We start from the raw sequence: 22,244 nt of genomic DNA, 5'->3' as shown, positions 1-22,244 counted from the left end.
GGACCCGCCGGCCTGCTCGACGAGGTGGCGGGCGGTATCGAGATCACGGTTGGCGGCGGCCACCATCAGCTACGGCAGGCGCGAATTCGTCCAGACGTAACCGCCATGGCCGCGGTCGATGTCCGGGCCACGACCGTGGCGGCAGTTTCGGCGCCCGGCCCTGGGGTGACGTTACTTCCGGCTACTCCCACTCGATGGTGCCCGGCGGCTTGCTGGTGACGTCCAGCACCACGCGGTTGACCTCGGGCACCTCGTTGGTGATGCGGGTCGAGATGCGCTCCAGCACCTCGTAGGGCACCCGGGTCCAGTCAGCGGTCATGGCGTCCTCGCTGGACACCGGGCGCAGCACGATCGGATGCCCGTAGGTGCGGTTGTCGCCCTGCACGCCGACCGAACGGACGTCGGCCAGCAGCACCACCGGGCATTGCCAGATCTGGTTGTCCAAACCTGCGGCCGTGAGTTCCTCGCGCGCGATCGAGTCGGCGCGCCGCAGCGTGTCCAGCCGCGCAGCGGTGACCTCACCGACAATCCGGATACCCAGGCCCGGCCCCGGAAATGGTTGGCGCGCAACGATTTCCTCGGGCAGACCCAGCTCCCGTCCCACCGCGCGCACCTCGTCTTTGAACAGCAGCCGCAGCGGCTCGACCAGGGTGAACTTCAGGTCGTCGGGCAGGCCGCCGACATTGTGGTGGCTCTTGATGTTCGCGGTGCCGCTGCCGCCGCCGGATTCCACCACGTCCGGATACAATGTGCCCTGCACCAGGAAGTCAACCTTGTTGCCATCCAACACATCTCGCACCGCGCCCTCGAAGGCCCGGATGAACTGCCGGCCGATGATCTTGCGCTTACCCTCGGGATTGCTCACCCCCGACAGCGCCGACAGGAAGGTGTCGGCCACGTCGACGGTCACCAGGTTGGCCCCAGTGGCAGCCACGAAGTCGCGTTCCACCTGCGCGCGCTCCCCCGCGCGCAGCAACCCGTGGTCGACGAAGACGCAGGTCAATCGGTCCCCGATGGCGCGCTGCACCAGCGCCGCGGCCACCGCGGAATCCACTCCGCCGGAAAGGCCGCAGATCGCATGACCGTCGTCGCCGATCTGCGCACGCACCTGCTCGATCAGCGCGTTGGCGATGTTGGCCGGCGTCCACTCCGCGCCGATCCCGGCGAACTCATGCAGAAACCGGCCGAGCACCTGCTGTCCGTGCGGGGTGTGCATCACCTCCGGGTGGTATTGCACCCCGGCCAGGCGCCGCTGCCGGTTTTCGAAGGCGGCCACCGCCGCACCCGCGCTGCTGGCCACCACCTCGAATCCGTCCGGGGCGGCCGTCACCGCGTCACCATGGCTCATCCACACCGGCTGAACCGCGGGTAGATCCGAATGCAGTTGACCGCCGAGGACTTTCAGCTCGGTCCGGCCGTATTCGCTGGTGCCGGTGTGCGCGACGGTCCCGCCGAGGGCCTGGGCCATCGCCTGAAACCCGTAGCAGATGCCAAAGACGGGGACATCCACGTCGAATAGCGCCGGGTCAAGTTGCGGGGCGCCCTCGGCGTAGACGCTGGCCGGCCCGCCGGACAGCACCAGCGCCAGCGGATCACGGGCTTTGATCTCCTCGATGGCGGTGGTATGCGGGATCACTTCGGAATACACCCGGGATTCTCGGATGCGCCGGGCGATCAATTGGGCGTATTGCGCACCGAAATCGACGACGAGCACCGGCCGCGGCGAGGCTGATTTCACGGGCACTGAGTCTAACGGCTACCGAAATCCGCCTGGCCCGCTCACGACGAGACGGCCTCCGGCAGCGAAAACACGCTGCGCAGCGCGTCAATGGCGCGCTGGTCACCGGCAAACCTGATCCGGCGCAGCGCTGCGGCGCGCTCGGCGTCGCCCGCCCCGAGGCGAGCGGTGAGCAGATCGGCCGCGCTGGCGGTGATGGTGACCGAAGGTTGGCCGACAGCGCCGGCCAGACGTCCTTGGGTGACGGCGAACTCGAAACGGCGCCCGTCGATCTCGGCACGGCACGTCGCCGCCACGCCGGCAGCGCCGGTTGAGTTGAAGCCCAACAGGATTCCGGCAAGAAACCCGTTCAACGGTGACACCGGACCGCTGTCGATCGGATCAACCCGGTCCAGGCCGAACCAGGCGAGGCTCTGCAAGACGGGCAGCACCCGCTGCCAGCCGAGGTCGCTGAGGGTGTAGACGGTGCGCCCGACCGGGGCCGGCAGGTCGGTCCGGTCGACGAGTCCGGCGTCGTGAAGTTCTTTGAGCCGCTCGGCAAGCAGGTTGGTGGCAATGCCGGGCAGCTCGGCGCGCAGGTCACCGTAGCGACGGGCTCCCCCGACCAGCTCGCGCAGGATCAGCAAGGTCCATCGCTCACCCAGGACGTCGAGCCCGCGCGCAATGGGGCAGTTCTGGTTGTAGTTGCGGGCAGCCACGCTGCCAGCCTAACCGGCTTAGACAACTTTCTCAAGTTCATACTTGATTTATTTGTCTAATAACTTTAGCGTCTTGTCCATGAACACTCGACCGGTCATCCGCCCGCACCCGATTCCCGCGCTAGCCGTCATCTGCCTGTCCGTCTTTGTCATCAGCGTCGACGCCACCATCGTCAACGTCGCCCTGCCTACGCTGTCGCGCCAACTCGGCGCCGACACCGCGGCGCTGCAATGGATCGTCGACGCCTACACCCTGGTGATGTCGGGCCTGCTGCTGTCGGCCGGCAGCCTGTCCGACCGCTACGGCCGGCGGGGCTGGCTCGTCGCCGGCCTCGCGCTGTTCGCGATCACCTCAGGTGTTGCCGCGCAAGTCAATTCGACAGATGCCCTGATCGCGGCGCGAGCCGCGATGGGTGTCGGCGCGGCGGTGATCTTCCCGACCACGCTGGGACTGATCACCAACATCTTCACCAACCCGCTACCACGCGCCAAGGCGATCGGATTGTGGGCGGCCATGGTCGGTGTCGGGGTCGCCGTGGGGCCCATCACCGGCGGCTGGCTACTTGAACACTTCTGGTGGGGATCGATCTTCATGGTGAACATCCCGATTGCGGTGGCGGCCATCGCCGGCGGCATTCTGTTCGTACCCACCTCGCGCGACCCGGCAACGCCCCGCGTCGACGCCGCCGGCCTGCTGCTGTCGGCGGCTGGGATCACCGCCCTGGTCTACACCGTCATCCAGGCACCCAGCTGGGGATGGACCAGTACCCGCGCGGTAACCGGATTCGCCGTGGCCGTAACGGTTCTCCTCGGGTTCGCGCTGTGGGAGCGGCGCTGCACCCATCCCATGCTGGACGTGTCGGTGTTCGCCAACCGGCGCTTCTCGGGCGGCAGCCTGGCGGTGACGGCGGGCTTTTTGACGTTGTTCGGGTTCATCTTCGTCATCACCCAGTACTTCCAATTCATCAAGAGCTACAGCGCTTTTGCGACCGGGGTGCGGTTGCTGCCGGTCGCCGCCTCGATCGCGCTGGCCAGCATCGCCGGTCCGCGGCTGGTGCAACGGGTCGGCACCACCGCCGTCGTCGCCACCGGACTGGTGGTGTTCGCCGCCGGCCTGGTCTGGGCGGCCACGGTCGATGCGGCGACGCCTTACCTCGAGATCGCAATGCAGATGCTGCTGCTCGGCGGCGGTCTGGGCCTGACGACGGCACCGGCCACCGAGGCCATCATGGGCTCCCTGTCCGTCGACAAGGCCGCGGTGGGCTCGGCGGTCAACGACACCACGCGGGAATTCGGCGGCACCCTCGGTGTCGCCATCGTCGGCAGTGTCTTTGCTTCCGTGTACTCCGGCCGGCTGGCCTCGGCGGCCGTGCTGGCAGGGCTGCCCGATGACCTCCGCTCAGCCATGCAACGCTCAATGGCTGTGGCGGACAAGGTGATCGGACAGCTTCCAGCGCGCAACACCGCCATCCACGATGCCGTCCAGCATGCATTCCTGGACGGCCTGCGGGCGGGCACGCTGGTGTGTGCCGGCATCGCGCTGACCGCGGCGGTCGTCGTCGCGTGGCTGTTGCCGCCGCGGGCCGAGCAACCAGACATCACAACGTTCGACCAGCACCAACTGGAAAGGGAAATCCGATGACACACAAGCGCGTACCAGTAACCGGCGCCACGGGCCGGATCGGCGAGACGGCGGCATGAACACCACCATCGCGTCCCAATATCGGACCGGCCTTTCCCGGCATAACATCGAGCACGCGCTCGTCGCAGCCGGGAAAGACCTCAACCATCTCATACCGGCCGACCTCGGGCCGCTGGAAGACTTTCACACGATGGGCCGATACGCCACCACGCAATTGGTGGAGCTGGCCGAAATCACCTGCCGCGACCACGTTCTCGACGCGGGCAGCGGAATCGGCGGCACCGCGCGCTTCGTCGCCGACCGCTGCGGCTGCCCGGTCACCGCGGTCGATCTGACCGACGAGTACTGCCAAACCAATCGGTGGCTCAACGGACTCGTCGGCCTGGACGACCGGATCACGGTTGCGCAGGCCGACGTCACCGAGCTTCCCTTCGCCCATGGCACCTTTGACGTCGTCATCAGCCAGCATGTCCAGATGAACGTCGCCGACAAGACACAACTGTACACCGAAGCGCACCGGGTGCTCGCCGACCGTGGACGACTTATGCTGTGGGACATTGCGATTGGCGAGCCCGCCGAACTCGGCTACCCGCTGCCCTGGGCCGACAAGCCCGCTCGCAGCCAGCTGGTCACCCACGATCAGTTACGCACCGTCATCGAGTCCAACGGCTTTGCGATCGAAGCCTGGAACGACCTCACCGATCAAGCGGCCGCCATGATGCAAACCCTGCTGGCGCGGCCCGCCGCACCGCTGGGCCTGCACGCTTTCGTCCCCGACTTCAGGCGAAAAGCCGAGAACCTCACGCGCGCGCTGGCGGACGGACGCCTGCGCGCCATCCAGGGCGTCGCGCGGGCAACCGAAGCGCACGGCTATGGTTGCGCAGCCCGACGGATTGATCAGGCCCACGCCGGTTGCCCCGAGGTGGCCAACATTTCGGGTAACTAGTGTGGACCGCCGGGCCACGGCGAATGGCCCTCCGGGGAGCCTGGCGCGAATCACTGGCGGCACACAGGTAAGCATGGTGGAGTGGTACCGCCTGAACCACCCCGAAAGCGAGGTACTCCGGTGCTGGGTCTGCCCGACAAAGTGCGCGCCTGTCTGTTCGACCTCGACGGTGTCCTCACCGACACCGCCAGCGTGCATACCAAGGCCTGGAAGGCCATGTTCGACGCGTACCTTTCCGCACGGGCTCAGCGCACCGGGAAACCCTTCGTCCCCTTCGACCCGGCCGCCGACTACCGCCAATACGTGGACGGCAAGAAGCGCGAGGACGGCGTGCGGTCCTTCCTGGACAGTCGGGGAATTCAGCTGCCCGACGGAAATCCGGACGACCCGGGCGAAGCCGAGACGGTTTACGGGCTGGGCAACCGCAAGAACGACATGTTCCAAAAGGTCCTGCGCGACGAGGGGGTCGAGGTGTTCGACGGGTCGCGGCGTTATCTGGAAGCGGCCGCCGCGGCCGGGCTCGGCATCGCCGTGGTGTCGTCGAGCGCCAACACTCGCGACGTGCTCGAGATCACCGGGTTGGACCGGTTCGTCCAGCAGCGCGTGGACGGCGTCCGGCTGCGCGAAGAGCACATCGCCGGCAAGCCGGCCCCCGATTCCTTTCTGCGCGGGGCACAGCTGCTCGACACCGATCCGGGCGCGGCCGCCGTGTTCGAGGACGCGTTATCCGGTGTGCAGGCCGGCCGGGCCGGTAACTTCGGCTTCGTGGTGGGAGTCGACCGAGTGGGGCAGGCCGAGGACTTGCGGCGCAACGGCGCCGACGTGGTGGTCAACGATCTCGCCGAGCTGCTGGCGGGACAAGGTCTCCGATGATCACCGAAGAAGCCTTCCCCGTCGAACCGTGGCGAGTCCGCGAGACCAAGCTCGACCTGAACCTGCTGGCGCAGTCGGAATCGCTGTTCTCGCTGTCCAACGGGCACATCGGCCTGCGCGGCAACCTCGACGAAGGCGAACCCTACGGTCTGCCCGGCACCTACCTGAACTCCTTCTTCGAAATCCGGCCGCTGCCCTACGCCGAAGCCGGATACGGATATCCGGAGGCCGGCCAGACCGTCGTCGACGTCACCAACGGAAAGATCGTGCGACTGCTGGTCGACGACGAGCCGTTCGACGTCCGCTACGGCACGTTGATCTCGCACGAACGGGTTCTGGATCTGCGTGCCGGGACGCTGACCCGCCGGGCGCACTGGTGCTCGCCGGCGGGCAAGCAGGTCAAAGTGGTGTCCACGCGGCTGGTGTCCCTGGCCCACCGCGCCGCCGCGGCCATCGAGTACGTGGTGGAAGCCGTCGGCGAATTCTCGCTTGTCACAGTGCAATCCGAACTTGTCACCAACGAGGACCAACCGGAGACCTCCGCCGATCCGCGGGTGTCGGCGATCCTGGAGAACCCCTTGGAGGCCGTCGACCACGAATACACCGACTGCGGCGCACTTCTCATGCACCGCACCCGCAGTAGCGCCCTGATGATGGCCGCCGCGATGGACCACGAGGTCGAGGTCCCCGGGCGCGTCGAGATCAACACCGACGCCCGCGCCGACTTGGCCCGGACCACGGTGATCTGCGGGCTGCGCCCGGGACAAAAGCTGCGCATCGTCAAGTATCTGGCGTACGGCTGGTCCAGCCTGCGCTCCCGCCCGGCGTTGCGCGACCAGGCGGCCGGCGCGCTGCACGGCGCCCGCTACAGCGGGTGGCAGGGCCTGCTGGATGCGCAACGCGCCTACCTCAACGACTTCTGGGAGAACGCGGACGTCGAGGTCGAGGGCGACCCCGAATCCCAGCAGGCGGTCCGCTTCGGGCTGTTTCACCTGCTGCAGGCCAGCGCACGCGCCGAGCGTCGCGCCATCCCGAGCAAAGGGCTCACCGGCACCGGCTACGACGGGCATGCCTTCTGGGACACCGAAGGTTTCGTGCTGCCGGTGCTGACCTACACCGCGCCGCACGCGGTTGCCGACGCCCTGCGGTGGCGGGCGTCGACGCTGAACCTCGCCAAAGAGCGCGCCGCCGAGCTCGGCCTCGACGGCGCCGCGTTTCCCTGGCGAACCATTCGCGGGGAGGAGTGCTCGGCCTACTGGCCGGCCGGCACGGCCGCCTGGCACATCAACGCCGACATCGCGATGGCGTTCGAGCGGTACCGGACCGTCACCGGCGACCACTCGCTCGAAAGGGATTGCGGCCTGGCCGTGCTGGTCGAAACCGCCCGGCTGTGGCTCTCGCTGGGCCACCATGACCGCCACGGCGTGTGGCATCTCGACGGGGTCACCGGTCCCGACGAGTACACCGCCGTCGTGCGTGACAATGTCTTCACCAACCTGATGGCCGCGCACAACTTGGTTACCGCCGCCGACGCGTGCCTACGCCACCCGGAGACGGCCGAAGCCATGAGCGTCACGACCGAAGAGATGGCCGCCTGGCGCGACGCCGCCGACGCCGTGAACATCCCCTACGACGAAGAGCTGGGGGTGCACCAGCAATGCGAGGGGTTCACCACGTTCGCCGAGTGGGACTTCGAAGCCAATACCACCTACCCGCTGCTGCTGCACGAGGCCTATGTGCGGCTTTACCCCGCGCAAGTGATCAAGCAGGCCGACCTGGTATTGGCCATGCAGTTCCAGAGTCATGCCTTCACGCCGGAACAGAAGGCGCGCAACGTCGACTACTACGAGCGGCGGATGGTGCGCGACTCGTCGCTGTCGGCGTGTACCCAGGCGGTGATGTGCGCCGAGGTCGGGCATCTGGAGCTGGCCCATGACTATGCCTACGAAGCGGCCCTGATCGACCTGCGCGACCTGCACCGCAACACCCGTGACGGCTTACACATGGCCTCGCTGGCCGGTGCCTGGACGGCGCTGGTGGGGGGCTTCGGAGGGCTGCGAGATGACGAAGGCGTGCTGTCCATCGATCCCCAACTGCCCGACGGCATTTCGCGGCTGCGGTTCCGGCTGCGGTGGCGCGGCTTCGGGGTGACTGTCGACGCCAACCACGCCGACGTCACCTACACCCTGCGCGACGGGCCCGGCGGTGAGCTGACAATCCGGCACGCCGGCGAAGAGATCAAACTGGACACGTCGTCGCCGTCGACCATCGCGGTGCGCCCGCGCAAGCCGCTGCTGCCGCCACCGCCGCAACCACCGGGCCGCGAGCCGATCCACCGCCGGCGCATCGGCGGCCACTGAGGAGGCTCAGCGCGGTTCGAGGATCCGTTCGACCTCGGCTTGCACCGCCTGCCGCAGTTCGGTGTCCGACAATTGCACACCGGTCGCCGAACGCAGCATGGGCTCGAATAGCCGCCAACCCAGCCTCAGCGCAACGGCATTGGCGACGGCCAGGCGCGCACTGGCATCGTCGTGGTGGCGGGTTCGCACGTAGTCGAGCAGTTCGGCGAGGTTGGGAAAACGCGCCTGCAGTTGCTCGGCCGAATATCCGTCGAGCAGCGTCCGCGCCCACACCCGCGTCTGGCGGTCGAGCGCGCGGTCGAGCGCATCCGCGGGTGCCCCGGAGCGCAGCAGCGCGGTCAGACTGGCCCCGAGATGATTGAGCACGGCGCCGACGAGCTGTTCTTTGGTCCCGAAATGCCGAAACACCAACCCGTGGTTGACCTTTGATCGGGCGGCGATGTCTCGGATGGACGTTGCGGCCGGCCCGCGTTCGGCGAACAGGTCGGCGGCGGCCTCCAAAACCGCAACGGCCACCTCGTCGCGCCCCGACGGTGCCGCCCGGCGATCGGTTGCCGAACGTGTAGTCATGCGACTACACTACCGGTGTAGTCAATTGACTACACCGGTACTTCTCGAGGATGACAGCAATGACCGACTTGATTGCCGTGTACAAACTGAGCAGCCGTATCGGTGCTCGAATCGACGGCGTACGCCTTGGCGGCGACCTCGCACCGGCCGCAGTCGAGCAAATCCGCACCGCACTGTTGACCCACAAGGTAATTTTCTTCCGCGACCAGCACCACCTCGACGACCAGCAGCAGCTCGCGTTCGCCGGCCTGCTGGGTACCCCGATCGGCCACCCGGCCGCCTCGGTTCTGGCCGCCGAGACCGCGCCGATCATCACCCCGATCAACTCCGACTACAGCAAGGCCAACCGCTGGCACACCGACGTCACCTTCGCCGCCAACTACCCGGCGGCCTCGGTGCTGCGAGCGGTCACCCTGCCCGGCTATGGCGGGTCGACGCTGTGGGCCAATACCGCCACGGCCTATGCCGACCTGCCCGAACCGCTGGTGTGCCTGGTCGAGAACCTGTGGGCGCTGCACACCAACCGCCACGACTACGCGCAAACCTACGCGCAAACCGGACCACTGACCGAGGCGCAGCTGGCGCACCGGCAGGCGTTCCAGAAGCCCGATTTCCAGACCGAGCATCCCGTGGTGCGGGTGCACCCGGAAACCGGTGAGCCCACCCTGCTGGCCGGCGCCTTCGTGCGCAACTTCGTCGGACTGCAAAGCCACGAATCAAGCGTGCTTTTCGAATTGCTGCAGCAACGAATCACCATGCCGGAGAACACGATTCGTTGGAATTGGGAGCCGGGTGATGTGGCGATCTGGGACAACCGGGCAACCCAGCACCGGGCCATCGACGACTACGACGACCAGCGTCGGCTCATGCACCGGGTCACCCTGATGGGCGACGTGCCCGTCGACGTGCACGGCCGGCGCAGCCGCGTGGTCAGCGGCGCGCCACTGGCTCTGGCCGGCTGAGTGCCCGCTAACCCGCGTCCGCTGCGGTGTTGACCGGAGTGATCGGCAACCACCGCAACGCCCCCGGCGCATCGGCGGGAACCACCGGATGCTCCGGCTCGATCGGATCCAGCCTGCGGTACGCGTCGCCCTGCAGCGGCCGCTGATCGTTCTGGCCCTTATTCGGCCACAGCGAAGCCGCACGCTCGGCCTGGGCCGTGATGGACAGCGACGGGTTGACGCCCAGGTTGGCCGAGATCGCGGCGCCGTCGACAACGAACATCGTCGGGTAGCCGTAGACCCGGTGGTAGGGGTCGATGACGCCGCTTTGCGGGCTGTCCCCGATCACCGCACCACCGAGGAAGTGTGCGGTCAGCGGGATGTTGAACAGTTCGCCCCAGGTGCCGCCGGCCACGCCGTCGATCTTGGCGGCGATGCGTCGGGTGACCTCGTTGCCGATCGGGATCCAAGTGGGGTTGGGTTCGCCGTGTCCCTGCTTGCTGGAGTACCAGCGGACGCCCAGCTTTCCGCGCTTGGTGAACGTGGTGATCGAGTTGTCCAGGTGCTGCATCACCAGCGCGATCACGGTCCGCTCGCTCCACTGCCGCGGATTGAGCAGCCGGATCATCTTGCGCGGATTCTCGCCGGCCTGGTGCAGTAGCTGCCGCCAGCGCGGCAGGTCGGTGCCTTCGGGACCGGTCCCGTCGGTCATCAACGTCTGCAGCAGCCCCATCGCATTGGACCCCTTGCCGTAGCGGACCGGCTCGATGTGGGTGTCCGGCGTCGGATGAATCGACGACGTGATGGCCACCCCGTGCGTCAGGTCCAGGTCCGGTGAGACCTTCAGCCGCGCGGCACCGACAATCGACTCGGAGTTGGTGCGGGTCAATACGCCCAGGCGTTTGGAGAGCCGGGGCAGCTTGCCGGCGTCGCGCATCTTGAACAGCAGATGCTGAGTCCCCCAGGTGCCCGCGGCCAGAATCAGATACGTGGCGGTGAAGGTGCGCCGGTCCCGGCGCGCCCAGCTACCGGTGCGAACGGTCCGAACTTCCCACAACCCGTCGGGCCGCTGCTCGAAGCCTTTCACTGTCGTCATCGGAATCACCTCTGCCCCAGCCGATTCCGCCAGGCCCAGGTAATTCTTCACCAGCGTGTTCTTGGCGCCGTGGCGGCAGCCCGTCATGCACTCGCCGCATTCGATGCAGCCGGTACGAGCCGGACCTGCGCCGCCGAAATACGGGTCGGGCACGGTCTTGCCCGGCGTCTTGGTGTCATTGGGACCGAAGAACACCCCGACCGGGGTCGGCACCCAGGTGTCGCCGAACCCCATCTCGTCGGCGACCTCCTTGACGATGCGGTCCGCGTCGGTGAAGGTCGGGTTTTTCACCACGCCGAGCATCCGCTGGGCCTGCTTATAGTGCGGCATCAGCTCGTCGCGCCAGTCGGTGATGTGGCGCCACTGCTGGTCGTTGAAGAACGGCTCCGGCGGTACGTACAGCGTGTTGGCGTAGTTCAGCGATCCGCCGCCCACGCCGGCGCCGGCCAGGATCATCACGTTGCGCAACGGGTGAATGCGCTGAATCCCATAACAGCCCAGCCGTGGTGCCCACAGGAACCTGCGCAGGTCCCATGACGTGTTGGCGAATTCCGCGTCGGAGAACCGGCGGCCGGCCTCCAATACGCCCACCCGATAGCCCTTTTCCGTCAATCGCAGCGCGCTCACGCTGCCGCCAAAACCCGAACCGATAATCAGGACGTCATAATCCGGCTTCATCGCTGCAGTATGACCTTCTTTACACTCGGCCCGTCAAGGGGCCACCTGGTAGCAGCATCCGATCGGCATCGCCGAGGCGCGCCGGGCCAGCTGTCCGCCAGCAGACGCAGAATCGCACAGCGCGGGGCCCGCGCGTGCGATTCTGCGTCTGCTGGCCGGGATCAGCTGCCGACCGTCAGGCCGACCTTCTGGAATTCCTTGAGATCGCAATAACCGGCCTTGGCCATCGACCGGCGTAGCCCGCCGACCAGGTTGAGAGTGCCGAACGGGTCGTCGGACGGTCCGTTGAGGAGTCGTTCCAGCGGCGGCCGCTCACCCACCGCGATTTGCAGCAACGCCCCGCGCGGCAACGACGGGTGGGCCGCCGCGGCCGGCCAGAACCAGCCCCGGCCCAGTGCCTCGTCCGCCTCGGCCAGCGGCGTGCCCAGCACCACCGCGTCGGCCCCGCAGGCAATGGCCTTGGCCAGCTCACCGGAGGTGTGGATATCGCCGTCGGCCAGCACGTGCACGTAACGGCCGCCGGTCTCGTCGAGGTATTCGCGTCGGGCGGCCGCGGCATCGGCGATCGCGGTGGCCATCGGCACGCTGATGCCCAGCACATCGTCGGTGGTGGTCACACCCTGGGTGGAGCCGTAGCCCACGATCACGCCGGCGGCCCCGGTGCGCATCAGGTGCAGCGCCGTGCGGTGGTCCTGCACCCCACCGGCGACCACCGGAATGTCAAGCTCGGCGATGAAGGTCTTCAGATTCAGCGGCTCACCGGCCCCCTCCTGATCCCGCGCCACGTGCTCAGCCGAGACGATCGTGCCCTGGACGACCAGCAGGTCGATGCCGGCCTGCAGCAGCACGGGGGTCAACGACTGGGCGTTTTGCGGACTGACCCGCACCGCGGTGATCACTCCGGCTTCGCGGATGCGCGCGACGGCGGCGCCGAGCAACTCGGGGTTCAACGGGGCCGCATGCAGCTCCTGCAGCAGCCGGATTGCCGCCGGGGATTCGGGGGCCGCCGCCGCGGCTTCTAAGAGCTGCGCGACCTTGGTTTCGACGTCGGCATGCCGGCCGATCAGTCCCTCGCCGTTGAGCACCGCCAGCCCGCCCAGACGGCCCAGCTCGATCGCGAACTCCGGCGACACGAGCGCATCCGTCGGGTGTGCCAGCACCGGGATCTCGAACCGGTAGGCGTCGAGCTGCCACGCCGTGGAGACGTCTTTCGACGAGCGGGTCCGCCGGGACGGCACGATGCTGATGTCGCTGAGTTCATAGGTGCGCCGCGCCGTGCGGCCCATGCCGATCTCGACCATGATGCGGGGTCAGCGGACGTAGTAGTTGGGTGCTTCGACGGTCATGGCGACGTCGTGGGGATGGCTCTCCTTGAGCCCCGCCGATGTGATCCGGACGAACTGCGCCTGCTGCAGCACTTCAATGGTGGGTGAGCCGGTGTATCCCATCGCGGCGCGCAGACCGCCGGTCAGCTGGTGGATCACCGAATTCAGCGGGCCGCGGAACGGCACCCGGCCCTCGATCCCCTCGGGCACCAACTTGTCTTCGGATAGTGCGTCGTCGGCAAAGTAGCGGTCCTTGGAATAGGACTTGGAATAGGAATTGGCCGCGGGGCCGGAACCCCGGCCCGCCATGGCGCCCAGCGATCCCATGCCACGGTAGCTCTTGTATTGCTTGCCGTTGACGAAGATCAGCTCGCCGGGCGCCTCGGCGGTGCCTGCCAGCAGCGAGCCCAGCATGGTCGTCGACGCACCGGCGGCCAGCGCCTTGGCGATGTCGCCGGAGTACTGCAGTCCTCCGTCGGCGATCACCGGCACGCCCGCCGGCCGGCACACCGCGACGGCTTCCAGGATCGCGGTGATCTGGGGTGCGCCGACGCCGGCCACCACCCGGGTCGTGCAGATCGAGCCCGGGCCGACGCCCACTTTGACCGCATCCGCCCCGGCGTCCACCAGGGCCGCGGCCGCCGACCTGGTGGCGACGTTGCCGCCCACCACCTCGACCCGGTCGCCGACTTCAGCCTTGAGCTTGCGGACCATGTCGAGCACCAGCCGGTTGTGGGCATGCGCGGTGTCCACGACCAGCACGTCGACCCCGGCGTCCAGCAGCATCATGGCGCGTACCCAGGCATCGCCGCCGACCCCGACGGCGGCCCCGACCAGCAGCCGGCCGTCCTTGTCCTTGGTGGCCAGCGGGTGCTGCTCGGTCTTGACGAAGTCCTTCACGGTGATCAGGCCGGTCAAGCGGCCACTCCCGTCCACGACGGGCAACTTCTCGATCTTGTGCCGGCGCAACAGGCCCAACGCCGCCGACGCACTGACGCCCTCCTGGGCGGTGATCAACGGGGCCTTGGTCATCACCTCGGCGACCTGCTTGGACTGGTCGACCTCGAACCGCATGTCGCGGTTGGTGATGATGCCCACCAGCGCACCGTCGTCGTCGACCACCGGCAACCCGGAGATCCGGAACCGGGCGCACAGCGCGTCCACCTGAGCCAGGGTGTTGTCCGGCCGGCATGTGACCGGATCGGTGACCATGCCGGCCTCTGAGCGCTTCACCATTTCGACCTGCCCGGCCTGCTCGGCGACGGGCAGGTTGCGGTGCAGCACACCCATGCCGCCGGCGCGGGCCATCGCGATCGCCATGCGAGATTCGGTGACGGTGTCCATCGCCGAGCTGACCAGCGGCACCTTGAGCCTGATCTTCCTGGTGAGCTGGCTGGAGGTGTCGGCGGTCGCGGGCACCACATCGGAGGCCGCGGGCAGCAACAGCACGTCGTCGAACGTCAGCCCCAGCATGGCCACCTTGTGCGGGTCGTCGCCACCGGTCGGCACCGAGTCACCGGTCAGGCCACCGACGTGCGCATCATGCACATACGGGCTGCCGACCAGGTCGGAGCTTTCTTCCAGGCGAGACATGCCACGGGACATTCGGGGGGCCCTCCATACGCATGCGGAGTGAGAAACCCATCCTATCGGCTCGTGTCCGGGTCACCACGCGCGCCGCGGGGCAATGTGAGACCGAACCACAGCAACGGCAGTGCAGCCCGTACTCGACCCGAGCGCCAGCTTGCGGCGCGGCCGGGCGGACCCGGGCGGCGCGCCCGCTGAATTTCTGGCGCGATGGCTGCCTGGCTGCGTAGTGTAGAGGCGTGCGCGACCACCTGCCGCCGGGTTTGCCGCCCGATCCGTTTGCCGACGACCCCTGTGACCCGTCGGCGGCGTTGGAGGCCGTCGAACCCGGTCAGCCCCTCGATCAGCAGGAGCGCCTGGCGGTGGAGGCGGACCTGGCCGACCTCGCCGTCTACGAAGCTCTGCTGGCACACAAGGGAATTCGTGGCCTGGTGGTCTGCTGCGACGAGTGCCAGCAGGACCACTACCACGACTGGGACATGCTGCGCGCCAACCTGCTGCAGCTGCTGATCGACGGCACCGTGCGCCCGCACGAGCCGGCCTACGATCCCGAGCCGGACGCCTACGTTACGTGGGATTACTGCCGCGGCTACGCCGATGCCTCGCTCAACGAAGCGACGTCGGACGCCGACGGCTTTCACCGGCGCCGTTAGACGTCACTAACCGTCGCTAGGCCGCCGGTAGGCGGATTCCCGTTTGGTTTTTCTAGCCCGGTTCCCCGGGCGGTGCCGGCGCGGAGCCGGGTACCGTTGTGCCCGCAGCCGGAGACATCGGCACACTGGTGGGCGACGCGGCGGACGGACCCGACGGCAGCCCCGCCGATGGACTTGCCACCGGTTTCGATGGGGACGTCGGGGGTGCGGGGCTGCTGGTCGGCGTCTCGGATGTGCCGACCGGAGGCGTGGTCCCCGCGGACGCCGGCCCGGCCGGAGCGCCGGGACTGCTCGGCGACGCCGATTCCGGTGCCCCTGAAGTCGTTGCCGAATCGGCGTCGGAAGCCGACGGAGCCGACGATGTTGCCGGAGATTCACCCGGGGCAAAGACCCTGGAAAGAACGGACTGCGGCGACGGGCCCGGGGGCACGGTCGCGTTGGGATCGCGCCTTTCCACCTTGGTGTTCAGCTGGTTCAACTCGTTGAGCAGGTGCTGCCGGCGACTGCCGTCGTTGACGGCCTGCAATGTGCTGCTGATTTCGGCCAGCTGGGTTTCGGCCTGATCCCACTGCCCCTGGGCGATCAGTTGCTCGGCCTTGGCGAGGTCGGCCTTGGCCGACAACACAATTGGGTCATCGCTGACCCGTGGTTCGTTGAACATCATCGCGTGCAGGCCGTAGAGGGCGTCGCCGGGTCGCGCATCGGCCACTAACGCACCGAACCCACTCAGCGCCAGCAGCGTCGCGGCCACCGACCCGACCGCTGCCAGCGCGCGGCGGGAGCGCCGGCGTTCGGCGATCCCCTCGATCAGCGCGTCGACGGCCTCATCCGGCGACACCAGCGCACTGGCCGGCGGCCACCGCAGGTCGTCGCGCCATTCCCCCATCAGGGTGGCCAACGCGTCATCGTGTGGATCGTCGAGGGCGACTTCGACGCGGCCGGCCAGCGCGTCGAGGAGTAGATCGGTGCCGGCCAGCTCGTCCAAACCGGGTCGATCGAAACTGGGATCACGCATAGTCACCTGCCGCGACAATTTCGTCTTTGAGCCGTTGAAGCGCACGATGCTGGGCCACCCGGACGGCTCCCGTCGTGCTGCCGACGGCGGCCGCCGTCTCCTCGGCGGACAGGCCGACGACCACTCGCAGGATGAGGATCTCCCGTTGTTTGGACGGCAAGATCTCGAGCAATTCGTTCATTCGGGTCACCGAATCTGCCTCGATGGCCAGCTGTTCGGGGCCGGCGTCGCCCGATCGGCGATCCGGAACGGACTCGGCCGGGTAGGCAAGGTCACGGCCGGCCGCGCGATGTGCGTCGGCGACTTTGTGCGCCGCGATGCCGTACAGGAAGGCCAGGAACGGACGTCCTCGGTCCCGATAGCGCGGAAGCGCCGTGATGGTGGCCAAGCACACCTCCTGTGCCACATCGTCTGCCGAGAGGCCACCCCGCTCGCTCGTGCCGACTCGCGCCCGGCAATACCGCACAACGATCGGACGGATGGTCTCCAGCACCTCCCGAAGTGCGTTCCGGTCTCCTGCCACGGCCTCCGCAACCACCGCGTCGAGACGTTCCCCTTCAATTGTCATTGACGGCGATATCTCCAACGTTACGAACCGGACACATCCCGGGCTAATTCACGGATTGACAATAACGGTCGGACGGCGAATCAAGCGGGACGCCAGGTTCCACCGGCGCGCCGTACTTGATCTGCGCAGATATCGCGAATCTCGCGCAACTGCCGCGTCGAAAACGTGACACTTCCGATATCGATCAGCAAGCAAGCCAGCGCCCAGCGCAGCGGAACCAGCCCCAGCCGTCGGGTAGCTTCCAGCGCCTGTTCAGCGGCGCCGCGGGCCGGCTCGACAGCGCCGGCGCTGCACAGCGCCGCCGCCAGCACCACCTCGCTTTTGACCCGGTGTCGGGCCGACCCGCCCATCATCGTCCGCGCTAGCTCCACCGATTGCATGGCACGGTCGACGGCGGTCGCCGCCGCGCCGCTGGCCATCGACAATTCCGCGGCCACCCAGCTGCGCCGCACCGCCAGCCGGTCCGCCGCGTCGGCCGGTAACTCGGCCGTGTCGAGCACCGCGTCGGCGCGGGTCAGCAGCGTTGCCGAGACAGCAAAGCGGCCGACGCCCAAAGCGTCGGCCGCCAGGCCGATCAGCGCATCACCACGGGCTTCGGGATCTGCCCCGGCCAATGCCAGGGCGCGACCGTCCCAGCCCCGCGCCAGCGTGTGCCAGCCGAGCTGACGCAGGAAGGACCCTTGGGTGCTGTGCGCCAGCGACGCCAAGCGGCCGGTCGGGACGCGGCGCCGCAGCCACTCCAGATCGCTGTAGGCCGAACCATAACGACCTTGTCCCCCGGCGGCGACGGAGCGCAGCCACAGCTGGCGTGGCGTCGTCGCCGTCGGCAGCGGCCAGCTGCCCGGGCTGCTCCCGAAGGCGGCGTCGGCCAACCGCGATTCAATCGCCATATCGGTCTTCAATCGCCATATCGGTCTTCAATCGCCATATCGGTCTTCAATCGCCATATCGGTCGAGGAAGAGCGTCGGGTTTCCTGCACGGTGATAGCTGCACCCTAACGCGACTCCGCCGCTGCAATTGCCACGAGCGTCGCGTGGCGACAGCAGCGCCCATTGATCCGGGAATTGCCGGAATTGCCGGCGCAGCGGTACTTCCGACAGGAAACGCAGTGCGCGAGCACGATAGTTGCCCGGTGGGACGGCGACGGCCGATGCCAATCCCGGTGCATGCCATGATGGCCGGTCAGGAGCCACATCACCGGTGGCTAGACCAATCAACACCGGCCCCGCACCGGCACCGGATTGCGTCCGGATCGCCGCGGGCGGTACCCGCCGGCCCAAGCCGACATGCACCGATATGCGTTGGTTATGTGCTTGGTCGAATCGACCAACTTCCGGTCGCGATTGTCATATGGTTTTCCGTTGTCACGGTTGTCGACGGGTGCGGTGCGCGATGGTGCTGACGGTGCGGAAATGGGGGCAGCCGTCAGTGCGCCGAGATACCGCCACCCATTCCGATCACATGTGTGCCGCAGGCCCAGTGGGCCGAAATGGGGCCGGTTGGGCCGATTGGGCGCGATATCCGGGCGGCCACATGATCCGCGATTCCGTCGTCATGGTGGTGGCCCGGCCGAGAAGGCCGGTTGAGAAGGGATGGTTGCGATGAATTTCTTGGTGGCGCCCCCGGAGGTCATTTCGGCGCGGATGTATGCCGGTGCGGGTCCGGCACCGATGCTGACGGCCGCGACCGCTTGGGAAGGATTGGCCGCTGAACTGGGATCGGCGGCCAGTGCGTTCTCCTCGGTGACCTCGGATCTGACGGCGTCCTGCTGGCAGGGGCCGGCGTCGGCCGCGATGGCGGCCGTGGCCGCCCCGTACGCGCAGTGGCTCGACGCGGCGGCGACCAGGGCGGTGGGCGCGGCGATACAGGCGAAAGCGGTGGCGGCCCTGTATGAGGCGGCGCGGTCCGCGGTGGTACATCCAGTGGCGGTGGCCGCCAACCGGCATCACCTGCTGTCGCTGGTGTTCTCCAACCTGCTGGGTTTCAACGCACCGGCGATCGCAGCTGATGAATGCGAATACGAGGAGATGTGGGCCCGGGATGTGTCCGCGATGGTGGGTTATCACGGCGGGGCTTCGGCCGTCGCGGCTCAGCTGGTGCCCTGGCAGCAGGCGCTGCAGACCCTACCTGGCCAGGTCACCGCAACGGCTGGGGCCAGCCCGGTAGCCCCCACCCAGCTGGGAGCCGCTGCGGCGGCCAACCCGGCGGCAACATTGATCGAGTACGCCCTGATCGCCAGCCTCCTGCAAACCGGCGTCATGGTCGCGATGGCGAATCTGGGCAAGGGAGTCGAGCCGACGTTCGCCGCCGTGTCCGGCGCGATCGAACCGGCGGCCAAGGCGATCGCGACGGGCGCGACCGCGGTCGCGGCGCCGGTGGTCAAAGCGCTTGCCGAGTCCCCGGTGGTGGCCGCCGCTACTGCGGCCATCGCGCCGGTGGCCACACAGGTCGCGACCGCGGTGACCGTCGCGGCCAACACCGCGACCGCCGCCGTCGCACCGGTAGCCGCCCAGGTTGCCAGCGCCGTCACCGGTGTGGCCGGTACCGCTGCCGCGGTCGTCGGACAGGTGGCGTCGGCGGCAACCACCCAGGTCGGCGCCGCTATCACCGCGATACAGACCGCGGGCGCCGGATTGGCCCAGCAGCTGACGGCGGCTCTGGGTGATCCGTCGTTGCTGGCCCCGTTACTGACGTCAGCGTTGGGTGACCCGGCGGTATTGGCCAACGCGGTCACGTCCGCGCTGGCCAATCCAGCGTTGCTGACCGACCTGGTCACCTTGTTCGCGGGCAATCCCGCATTGGCGACCAATCTGTTTGGGCTGCTGGCGGCCAACCCGCAACTGGTGGCAACCCTGGTCAGCCAGGTGGAGAACAACCCGGCATTGCTCGCCGCGTTGATGACGGCCTTCTCGCAGCTGCAGGCCAGCAACCCGGCGCTGGCCGCACAGCTGATGAGCTTGGCCGAGCAATTGGCCAGCCAGCTCGGCATCGGGCAGGCGGCCTGAGTACCCGCTCGGGCAGCCTGTAGACTCAGTCGGCCCGCCGCCTTCCGGCCGAACAAGAGCCTGGTCGGCGAAATCCCGTGGTGGGTGAATAGCGAAAGGGCGCCCGCCCGGGCCGGCCGCCGATCGCGGAGCGCGACATTAGCGTTTCACTCACCCTGAGTGGTAAAAAGTTTGTGGTTTCTGTGTTACGTGCACATTACTCACAGCAATCTGTCGGCAAATTACAGCATGCTCACAGCAGCCCGCTGAGCTGCGGAAATAAGATTTCGAACCGGTCTCGACGGCACGCTTGTCCCTCGCCAAATGCGTGACAGATGAACGCGGAGTTAATTCTCGTCCAACGCACCGGCATTTGGCTGCCAGGGAGAGCTATTGACGGAAATTCGACTGTCCCCCTAGCGTTTAGCGTTGTCTGGTAGTCATCGGTGACTCCTCTGAAGTATCAGTTGCACACCTCGCGCGTTCGCGAACGTAACCTCCACTTGGATGTGCCATGCAGAGAGGGAATGAGCAATGCCACAGCCGGAGCAGCTACCTGGGCCCAACGCCGACATCTGGAACTGGCAGTTGCAGGGTCTGTGCCGCGGAGTCGACTCATCGATGTTCTTTCATCCCGACGGCGAGCGCGGTCGAGCCCGCATGTTGCGCGAGCAACGGGCGAAGGAAATGTGCCGTCGCTGCCCGGTGATCGAGCAATGCCGCTCCCACGCTCTGGAGGTGGGCGAGCCCTACGGCGTATGGGGCGGCTTGTCCGAATCCGAACGCGACCTGCTGCTCAAGGGCGGCATCGGGCGCAGCCGGAGTATCCGTCGTTCCGCATGACGGGCCCGGCTCGCCGCTCTTGAGCGCGGTTACGCGGTGGCCTGCGGTCTCCGATAGATCGTGCGCCCCTCTTTGATGGTCTCGACGACCTTGATGCCTTTGATCTCCATCGGGTCGACGGTCAGCGGGTTGTTGTCCAGGATCACCAGGTCGGCGAGTTTGCCGACCGTGATCGAGCCCTTGGACTGTTCCTCGCGGTATTGATATGCGGCGTTGATGGTGATCGCCTTGAGCGCCTCGAGGGCCGTGACCCGCTGATCGGCGCCGATGACTTCACCGCTGCGCGAGACGCGATTGACCGCCGTCCACACCACGAACAACTGGTCCAGCGGTGAGACGTTGAAGTCGGTGTGGTTGGTCGGGCGCAGGCCCAGGTCGATGGCGGTGCGCATCGGGCTGAGGAAATGCGCCTGTTCCTTGCCACGCAACCGGACATGGGTATCGCCGAAGTAGAACGCGTGCTCGGTGAACAGCGACGGGATCAGGTTGTACTCAACATACTTGTCGAGCTGGTCGCGCCGCACGAACTGCGAATGGATGACGGTGGTGTGGCGGTCCTTGGACAGGTCGTCGGCGCCGGCATATTCGTGCGCCGTCAGCAGGACGTCAATGGCAGCGTCGCCGTTGGCGTGGATGTTCAGTGGCACACCGAGGTCGTAGACACGTTTGAACCAGGAGTTGACGGTTTCCTGCGGGAACGGCAGCTCGCCCGTCCAGTTCTGCTGCCCGTCGGGTCCGTCGACGAGGTAGGGAGTGGTGAAGAACGCGGTCCGGCCCTGCGGCGAACCGTCGAGGGTGATCTTCACGCCGCCGAGCTTGACGCGGTTGTGGTAGGTCCCGAACGTTTCGGGCGGGTTGTCCTCCAGAACCGCGTCGAGGTCGAGGATGAACGGATAGGCAACGATGTCGATAAGGGTGGCGCCGCCCGCGGCCGCGCGCTGCATGACCGCGATGTCTCCCGCGTGAGTCGCGCCTTCGTGGGCTGTCGTGATACCCGCCGCGGCATAAAGCATCTGGCCGGCGATGCTCCACTCGACCTCTTGTTCGCGCGTGGGCTTGGGCAGCGAGGCGAAGATCGGCAGAAACGCTGTTTCCATGACCAGGCCGTCGGGCTCGTCCGAGCCTTCCTTGCGCACGATCACCCCACCGGGCGGGGTCACGGTGCTGGCTGAAATTCCGAACTTCTCCAGGGCCGCGGAATTCAGCACGGCGCCGTGCAACGACACGTGGCCGATCATCACGGGGTTATCCGGGAAGGCCTTGTCGAGGTCGTCTCGATGCAGGGTCCGGCCCTCGGGCATGACGGTCTCGTCGTAGCCGTAGCCCATGATGAGTTCGCCCGCATCGATGTTGCGGGCATCGCGGAAGCTCTTCAGCTCGGCGACGATGGCGTCGACGTCGGCGCCGGGACCGGCGGGCGGTGCGAACAGATTGACCTGATTGGCCACCGTCAGCGCATTGATGTAGTGACTGTGCGGGTCGATGAAGCCGGGCAGCAGGGCGTTGCCGCAAAGGTCAACCATGCGGGTTTGCGGGCCTTGATGCTGTTGCACCACGTCCTCGCGAGCCCCGACGGCGATGATGCGACCGTCCTTGATGGCGACCGCTTCGGCCGCAGGCTGTTCATCGTCAATGGTGACGATGTCACCGTTGGTGTAGATGGCGTCAGCGTCGCCAGTCATGTCGACCTCCTCTTGATCGCCAGCCATCTTAGTGTGGCGTTCTG

17 protein-coding genes and 1 pseudogene are annotated in these 22,244 nt (G+C 67.3%); 8 read left to right on the top strand and 10 right to left on the bottom strand.

The window, feature by feature from the left end:
* Nucleotides 1–181: 181 nt before the first annotated feature.
* Nucleotides 182–1,744, bottom strand: coding sequence for a glutamine-hydrolyzing GMP synthase (gene guaA / locus EET13_RS05625; RefSeq protein WP_211189027.1), 1,563 nt, complete (start codon nt 1,742–1,744; stop codon nt 182–184).
* Nucleotides 1,745–1,779: 35 nt separating this feature from the next.
* Nucleotides 1,780–2,436, bottom strand: coding sequence for a winged helix-turn-helix transcriptional regulator (locus EET13_RS05620; protein ID WP_122441346.1), 657 nt, complete (start codon nt 2,434–2,436; stop codon nt 1,780–1,782).
* Nucleotides 2,437–2,515: 79 nt separating this feature from the next.
* On the opposite strand from EET13_RS05620, the gene EET13_RS05615 reads away from it, so the two are divergent.
* From EET13_RS05615 to EET13_RS05600, 4 genes and pseudogenes are all read left to right on the top strand, one after another.
* Nucleotides 2,516–4,078: an MFS transporter gene (locus tag EET13_RS05615; protein ID WP_122441345.1), complete on the top strand. Its 1,563-nt coding sequence runs from the start codon at nt 2,516–2,518 to the stop codon at nt 4,076–4,078.
* Between the two features lie 55 nt (nt 4,079–4,133).
* Nucleotides 4,134–5,024 (top strand): class I SAM-dependent methyltransferase, encoded by an 891-nt coding sequence (locus EET13_RS05610; RefSeq protein ID WP_122441344.1) that lies wholly within the window; start codon nt 4,134–4,136, stop codon nt 5,022–5,024.
* Between the two features lie 73 nt (nt 5,025–5,097).
* Nucleotides 5,098–5,897, top strand: a pseudogene (locus EET13_RS05605) (beta-phosphoglucomutase family hydrolase).
* Complete coding sequence (locus EET13_RS05600; protein WP_122441342.1) at nt 5,894–8,257, top strand: glycoside hydrolase family 65 protein; 2,364 nt, start codon at nt 5,894–5,896, stop codon at nt 8,255–8,257. The pseudogene EET13_RS05605 and the gene EET13_RS05600 overlap by 4 nt, the downstream one beginning before the upstream one ends.
* A 6-nt stretch (nt 8,258–8,263) precedes the next feature.
* Here the strand turns inward: EET13_RS05600 and EET13_RS05595 are convergent, their stop codons facing one another.
* Nucleotides 8,264–8,827, bottom strand: coding sequence for a TetR/AcrR family transcriptional regulator (locus tag EET13_RS05595; protein ID WP_122441341.1), 564 nt, complete (start codon nt 8,825–8,827; stop codon nt 8,264–8,266).
* 59 nt (nt 8,828–8,886) lie between these two features.
* On the opposite strand from EET13_RS05595, the gene EET13_RS05590 reads away from it, so the two are divergent.
* Entirely contained in the window at nt 8,887–9,789 is a 903-nt protein-coding gene (locus tag EET13_RS05590; RefSeq protein WP_122441340.1) for a TauD/TfdA dioxygenase family protein, read from the top strand.
* A gap of 7 nt (nt 9,790–9,796) precedes the next feature.
* Here the strand turns inward: EET13_RS05590 and EET13_RS05585 are convergent, their stop codons facing one another.
* The 3 genes from EET13_RS05585 to guaB all read right to left on the bottom strand — a co-directional run bounded on the left by EET13_RS05585 (nt 9,797) and on the right by guaB (nt 14,472).
* Nucleotides 9,797–11,542, bottom strand: a complete 1,746-nt coding sequence (locus EET13_RS05585) for a GMC oxidoreductase (protein ID WP_122441339.1) — start codon at nt 11,540–11,542, stop codon at nt 9,797–9,799.
* A gap of 161 nt (nt 11,543–11,703) precedes the next feature.
* Nucleotides 11,704–12,843 (bottom strand): GuaB3 family IMP dehydrogenase-related protein, encoded by a 1,140-nt coding sequence (locus EET13_RS05580; protein WP_122441338.1) that lies wholly within the window; start codon nt 12,841–12,843, stop codon nt 11,704–11,706.
* Between the two features lie 9 nt (nt 12,844–12,852).
* Nucleotides 12,853–14,472: an IMP dehydrogenase gene (gene guaB / locus EET13_RS05575; protein WP_122441337.1), complete on the bottom strand. Its 1,620-nt coding sequence runs from the start codon at nt 14,470–14,472 to the stop codon at nt 12,853–12,855.
* A 221-nt stretch (nt 14,473–14,693) separates the two neighbouring features.
* On the opposite strand from guaB, the gene EET13_RS05570 reads away from it, so the two are divergent.
* The gene (locus EET13_RS05570; RefSeq protein ID WP_122441336.1) at nt 14,694–15,107 is read left to right on the top strand and encodes a DUF5319 domain-containing protein; all 414 of its coding nucleotides are present in this window, start codon (nt 14,694–14,696) and stop codon (nt 15,105–15,107) included.
* A 52-nt stretch (nt 15,108–15,159) separates the two neighbouring features.
* Here the strand turns inward: EET13_RS05570 and EET13_RS05565 are convergent, their stop codons facing one another.
* From EET13_RS05565 to EET13_RS05555, 3 genes are all read right to left on the bottom strand, one after another.
* Entirely contained in the window at nt 15,160–16,122 is a 963-nt protein-coding gene (locus EET13_RS05565; protein WP_168991233.1) for an anti-sigma-D factor RsdA, read from the bottom strand.
* Entirely contained in the window at nt 16,115–16,690 is a 576-nt protein-coding gene (locus EET13_RS05560; protein WP_211186353.1) for a sigma-70 family RNA polymerase sigma factor, read from the bottom strand. The genes EET13_RS05565 and EET13_RS05560 overlap by 8 nt, the downstream gene beginning before the upstream one ends.
* A gap of 80 nt (nt 16,691–16,770) precedes the next feature.
* Nucleotides 16,771–17,580 carry a hypothetical protein gene (locus EET13_RS05555; protein WP_122441334.1) on the bottom strand — a complete coding sequence of 270 codons (810 nt, stop codon included), beginning with the start codon at nt 17,578–17,580 and terminating at the stop codon, nt 16,771–16,773.
* Between the two features lie 712 nt (nt 17,581–18,292).
* Between EET13_RS05555 and EET13_RS30850 the strand changes: the two genes are divergently transcribed.
* On the top strand, nt 18,293–19,696 hold the full coding sequence (locus EET13_RS30850) for a PPE family protein (protein ID WP_211189026.1): 1,404 nt from the start codon (nt 18,293–18,295) through the stop codon (nt 19,694–19,696).
* A 513-nt stretch (nt 19,697–20,209) separates the two neighbouring features.
* Nucleotides 20,210–20,518, top strand: coding sequence for a WhiB family transcriptional regulator (locus EET13_RS05540; protein ID WP_122441332.1), 309 nt, complete (start codon nt 20,210–20,212; stop codon nt 20,516–20,518).
* Between the two features lie 29 nt (nt 20,519–20,547).
* Here the strand turns inward: EET13_RS05540 and EET13_RS05535 are convergent, their stop codons facing one another.
* Nucleotides 20,548–22,200, bottom strand: coding sequence for an amidohydrolase (locus EET13_RS05535; protein ID WP_122441366.1), 1,653 nt, complete (start codon nt 22,198–22,200; stop codon nt 20,548–20,550).
* Nucleotides 22,201–22,244 lie beyond the last annotated feature (44 nt).

The sequence above is a fragment of the Mycobacterium attenuatum genome (assembly GCF_900566085.1).
Lineage (GTDB): Bacteria > Actinomycetota > Actinomycetes > Mycobacteriales > Mycobacteriaceae > Mycobacterium > Mycobacterium attenuatum.
This window is presented reverse-complemented; position numbering and strand designations above follow the sequence as displayed.

Bases quoted from the DNA above. Each gene is read 5' to 3' on its own strand.
- EET13_RS05555 (WP_122441334.1), bottom strand. From the start codon at position 17,580: ATGGCGATTGAATCGCGGTTGGCCGACGCCGCCTTCGGGAGCAGCCCG.
- EET13_RS05615 (WP_122441345.1), top strand. From the start codon at position 2,516: ATGAACACTCGACCGGTCATCCGCCCGCACCCGATTCCCGCGCTAGCC.
- EET13_RS05595 (WP_122441341.1), bottom strand. From the start codon at position 8,827: ATGACTACACGTTCGGCAACCGATCGCCGGGCGGCACCGTCGGGGCGC.
- EET13_RS05565 (WP_168991233.1), bottom strand. From the start codon at position 16,122: ATGCGTGATCCCAGTTTCGATCGACCCGGTTTGGACGAGCTGGCCGGC.
- EET13_RS05585 (WP_122441339.1), bottom strand. From the start codon at position 11,542: ATGAAGCCGGATTATGACGTCCTGATTATCGGTTCGGGTTTTGGCGGC.
- EET13_RS05560 (WP_211186353.1), bottom strand. From the start codon at position 16,690: ATGACAATTGAAGGGGAACGTCTCGACGCGGTGGTTGCGGAGGCCGTG.
- EET13_RS30850 (WP_211189026.1), top strand. From the start codon at position 18,293: ATGAATTTCTTGGTGGCGCCCCCGGAGGTCATTTCGGCGCGGATGTAT.
- EET13_RS05600 (WP_122441342.1), top strand. From the start codon at position 5,894: ATGATCACCGAAGAAGCCTTCCCCGTCGAACCGTGGCGAGTCCGCGAG.
- EET13_RS05590 (WP_122441340.1), top strand. From the start codon at position 8,887: ATGACCGACTTGATTGCCGTGTACAAACTGAGCAGCCGTATCGGTGCT.
- guaB (WP_122441337.1), bottom strand. From the start codon at position 14,472: ATGTCCCGTGGCATGTCTCGCCTGGAAGAAAGCTCCGACCTGGTCGGC.
- EET13_RS05535 (WP_122441366.1), bottom strand. From the start codon at position 22,200: ATGACTGGCGACGCTGACGCCATCTACACCAACGGTGACATCGTCACC.
- EET13_RS05610 (WP_122441344.1), top strand. From the start codon at position 4,134: ATGAACACCACCATCGCGTCCCAATATCGGACCGGCCTTTCCCGGCAT.
- EET13_RS05580 (WP_122441338.1), bottom strand. From the start codon at position 12,843: ATGGTCGAGATCGGCATGGGCCGCACGGCGCGGCGCACCTATGAACTC.
- EET13_RS05540 (WP_122441332.1), top strand. From the start codon at position 20,210: ATGCCACAGCCGGAGCAGCTACCTGGGCCCAACGCCGACATCTGGAAC.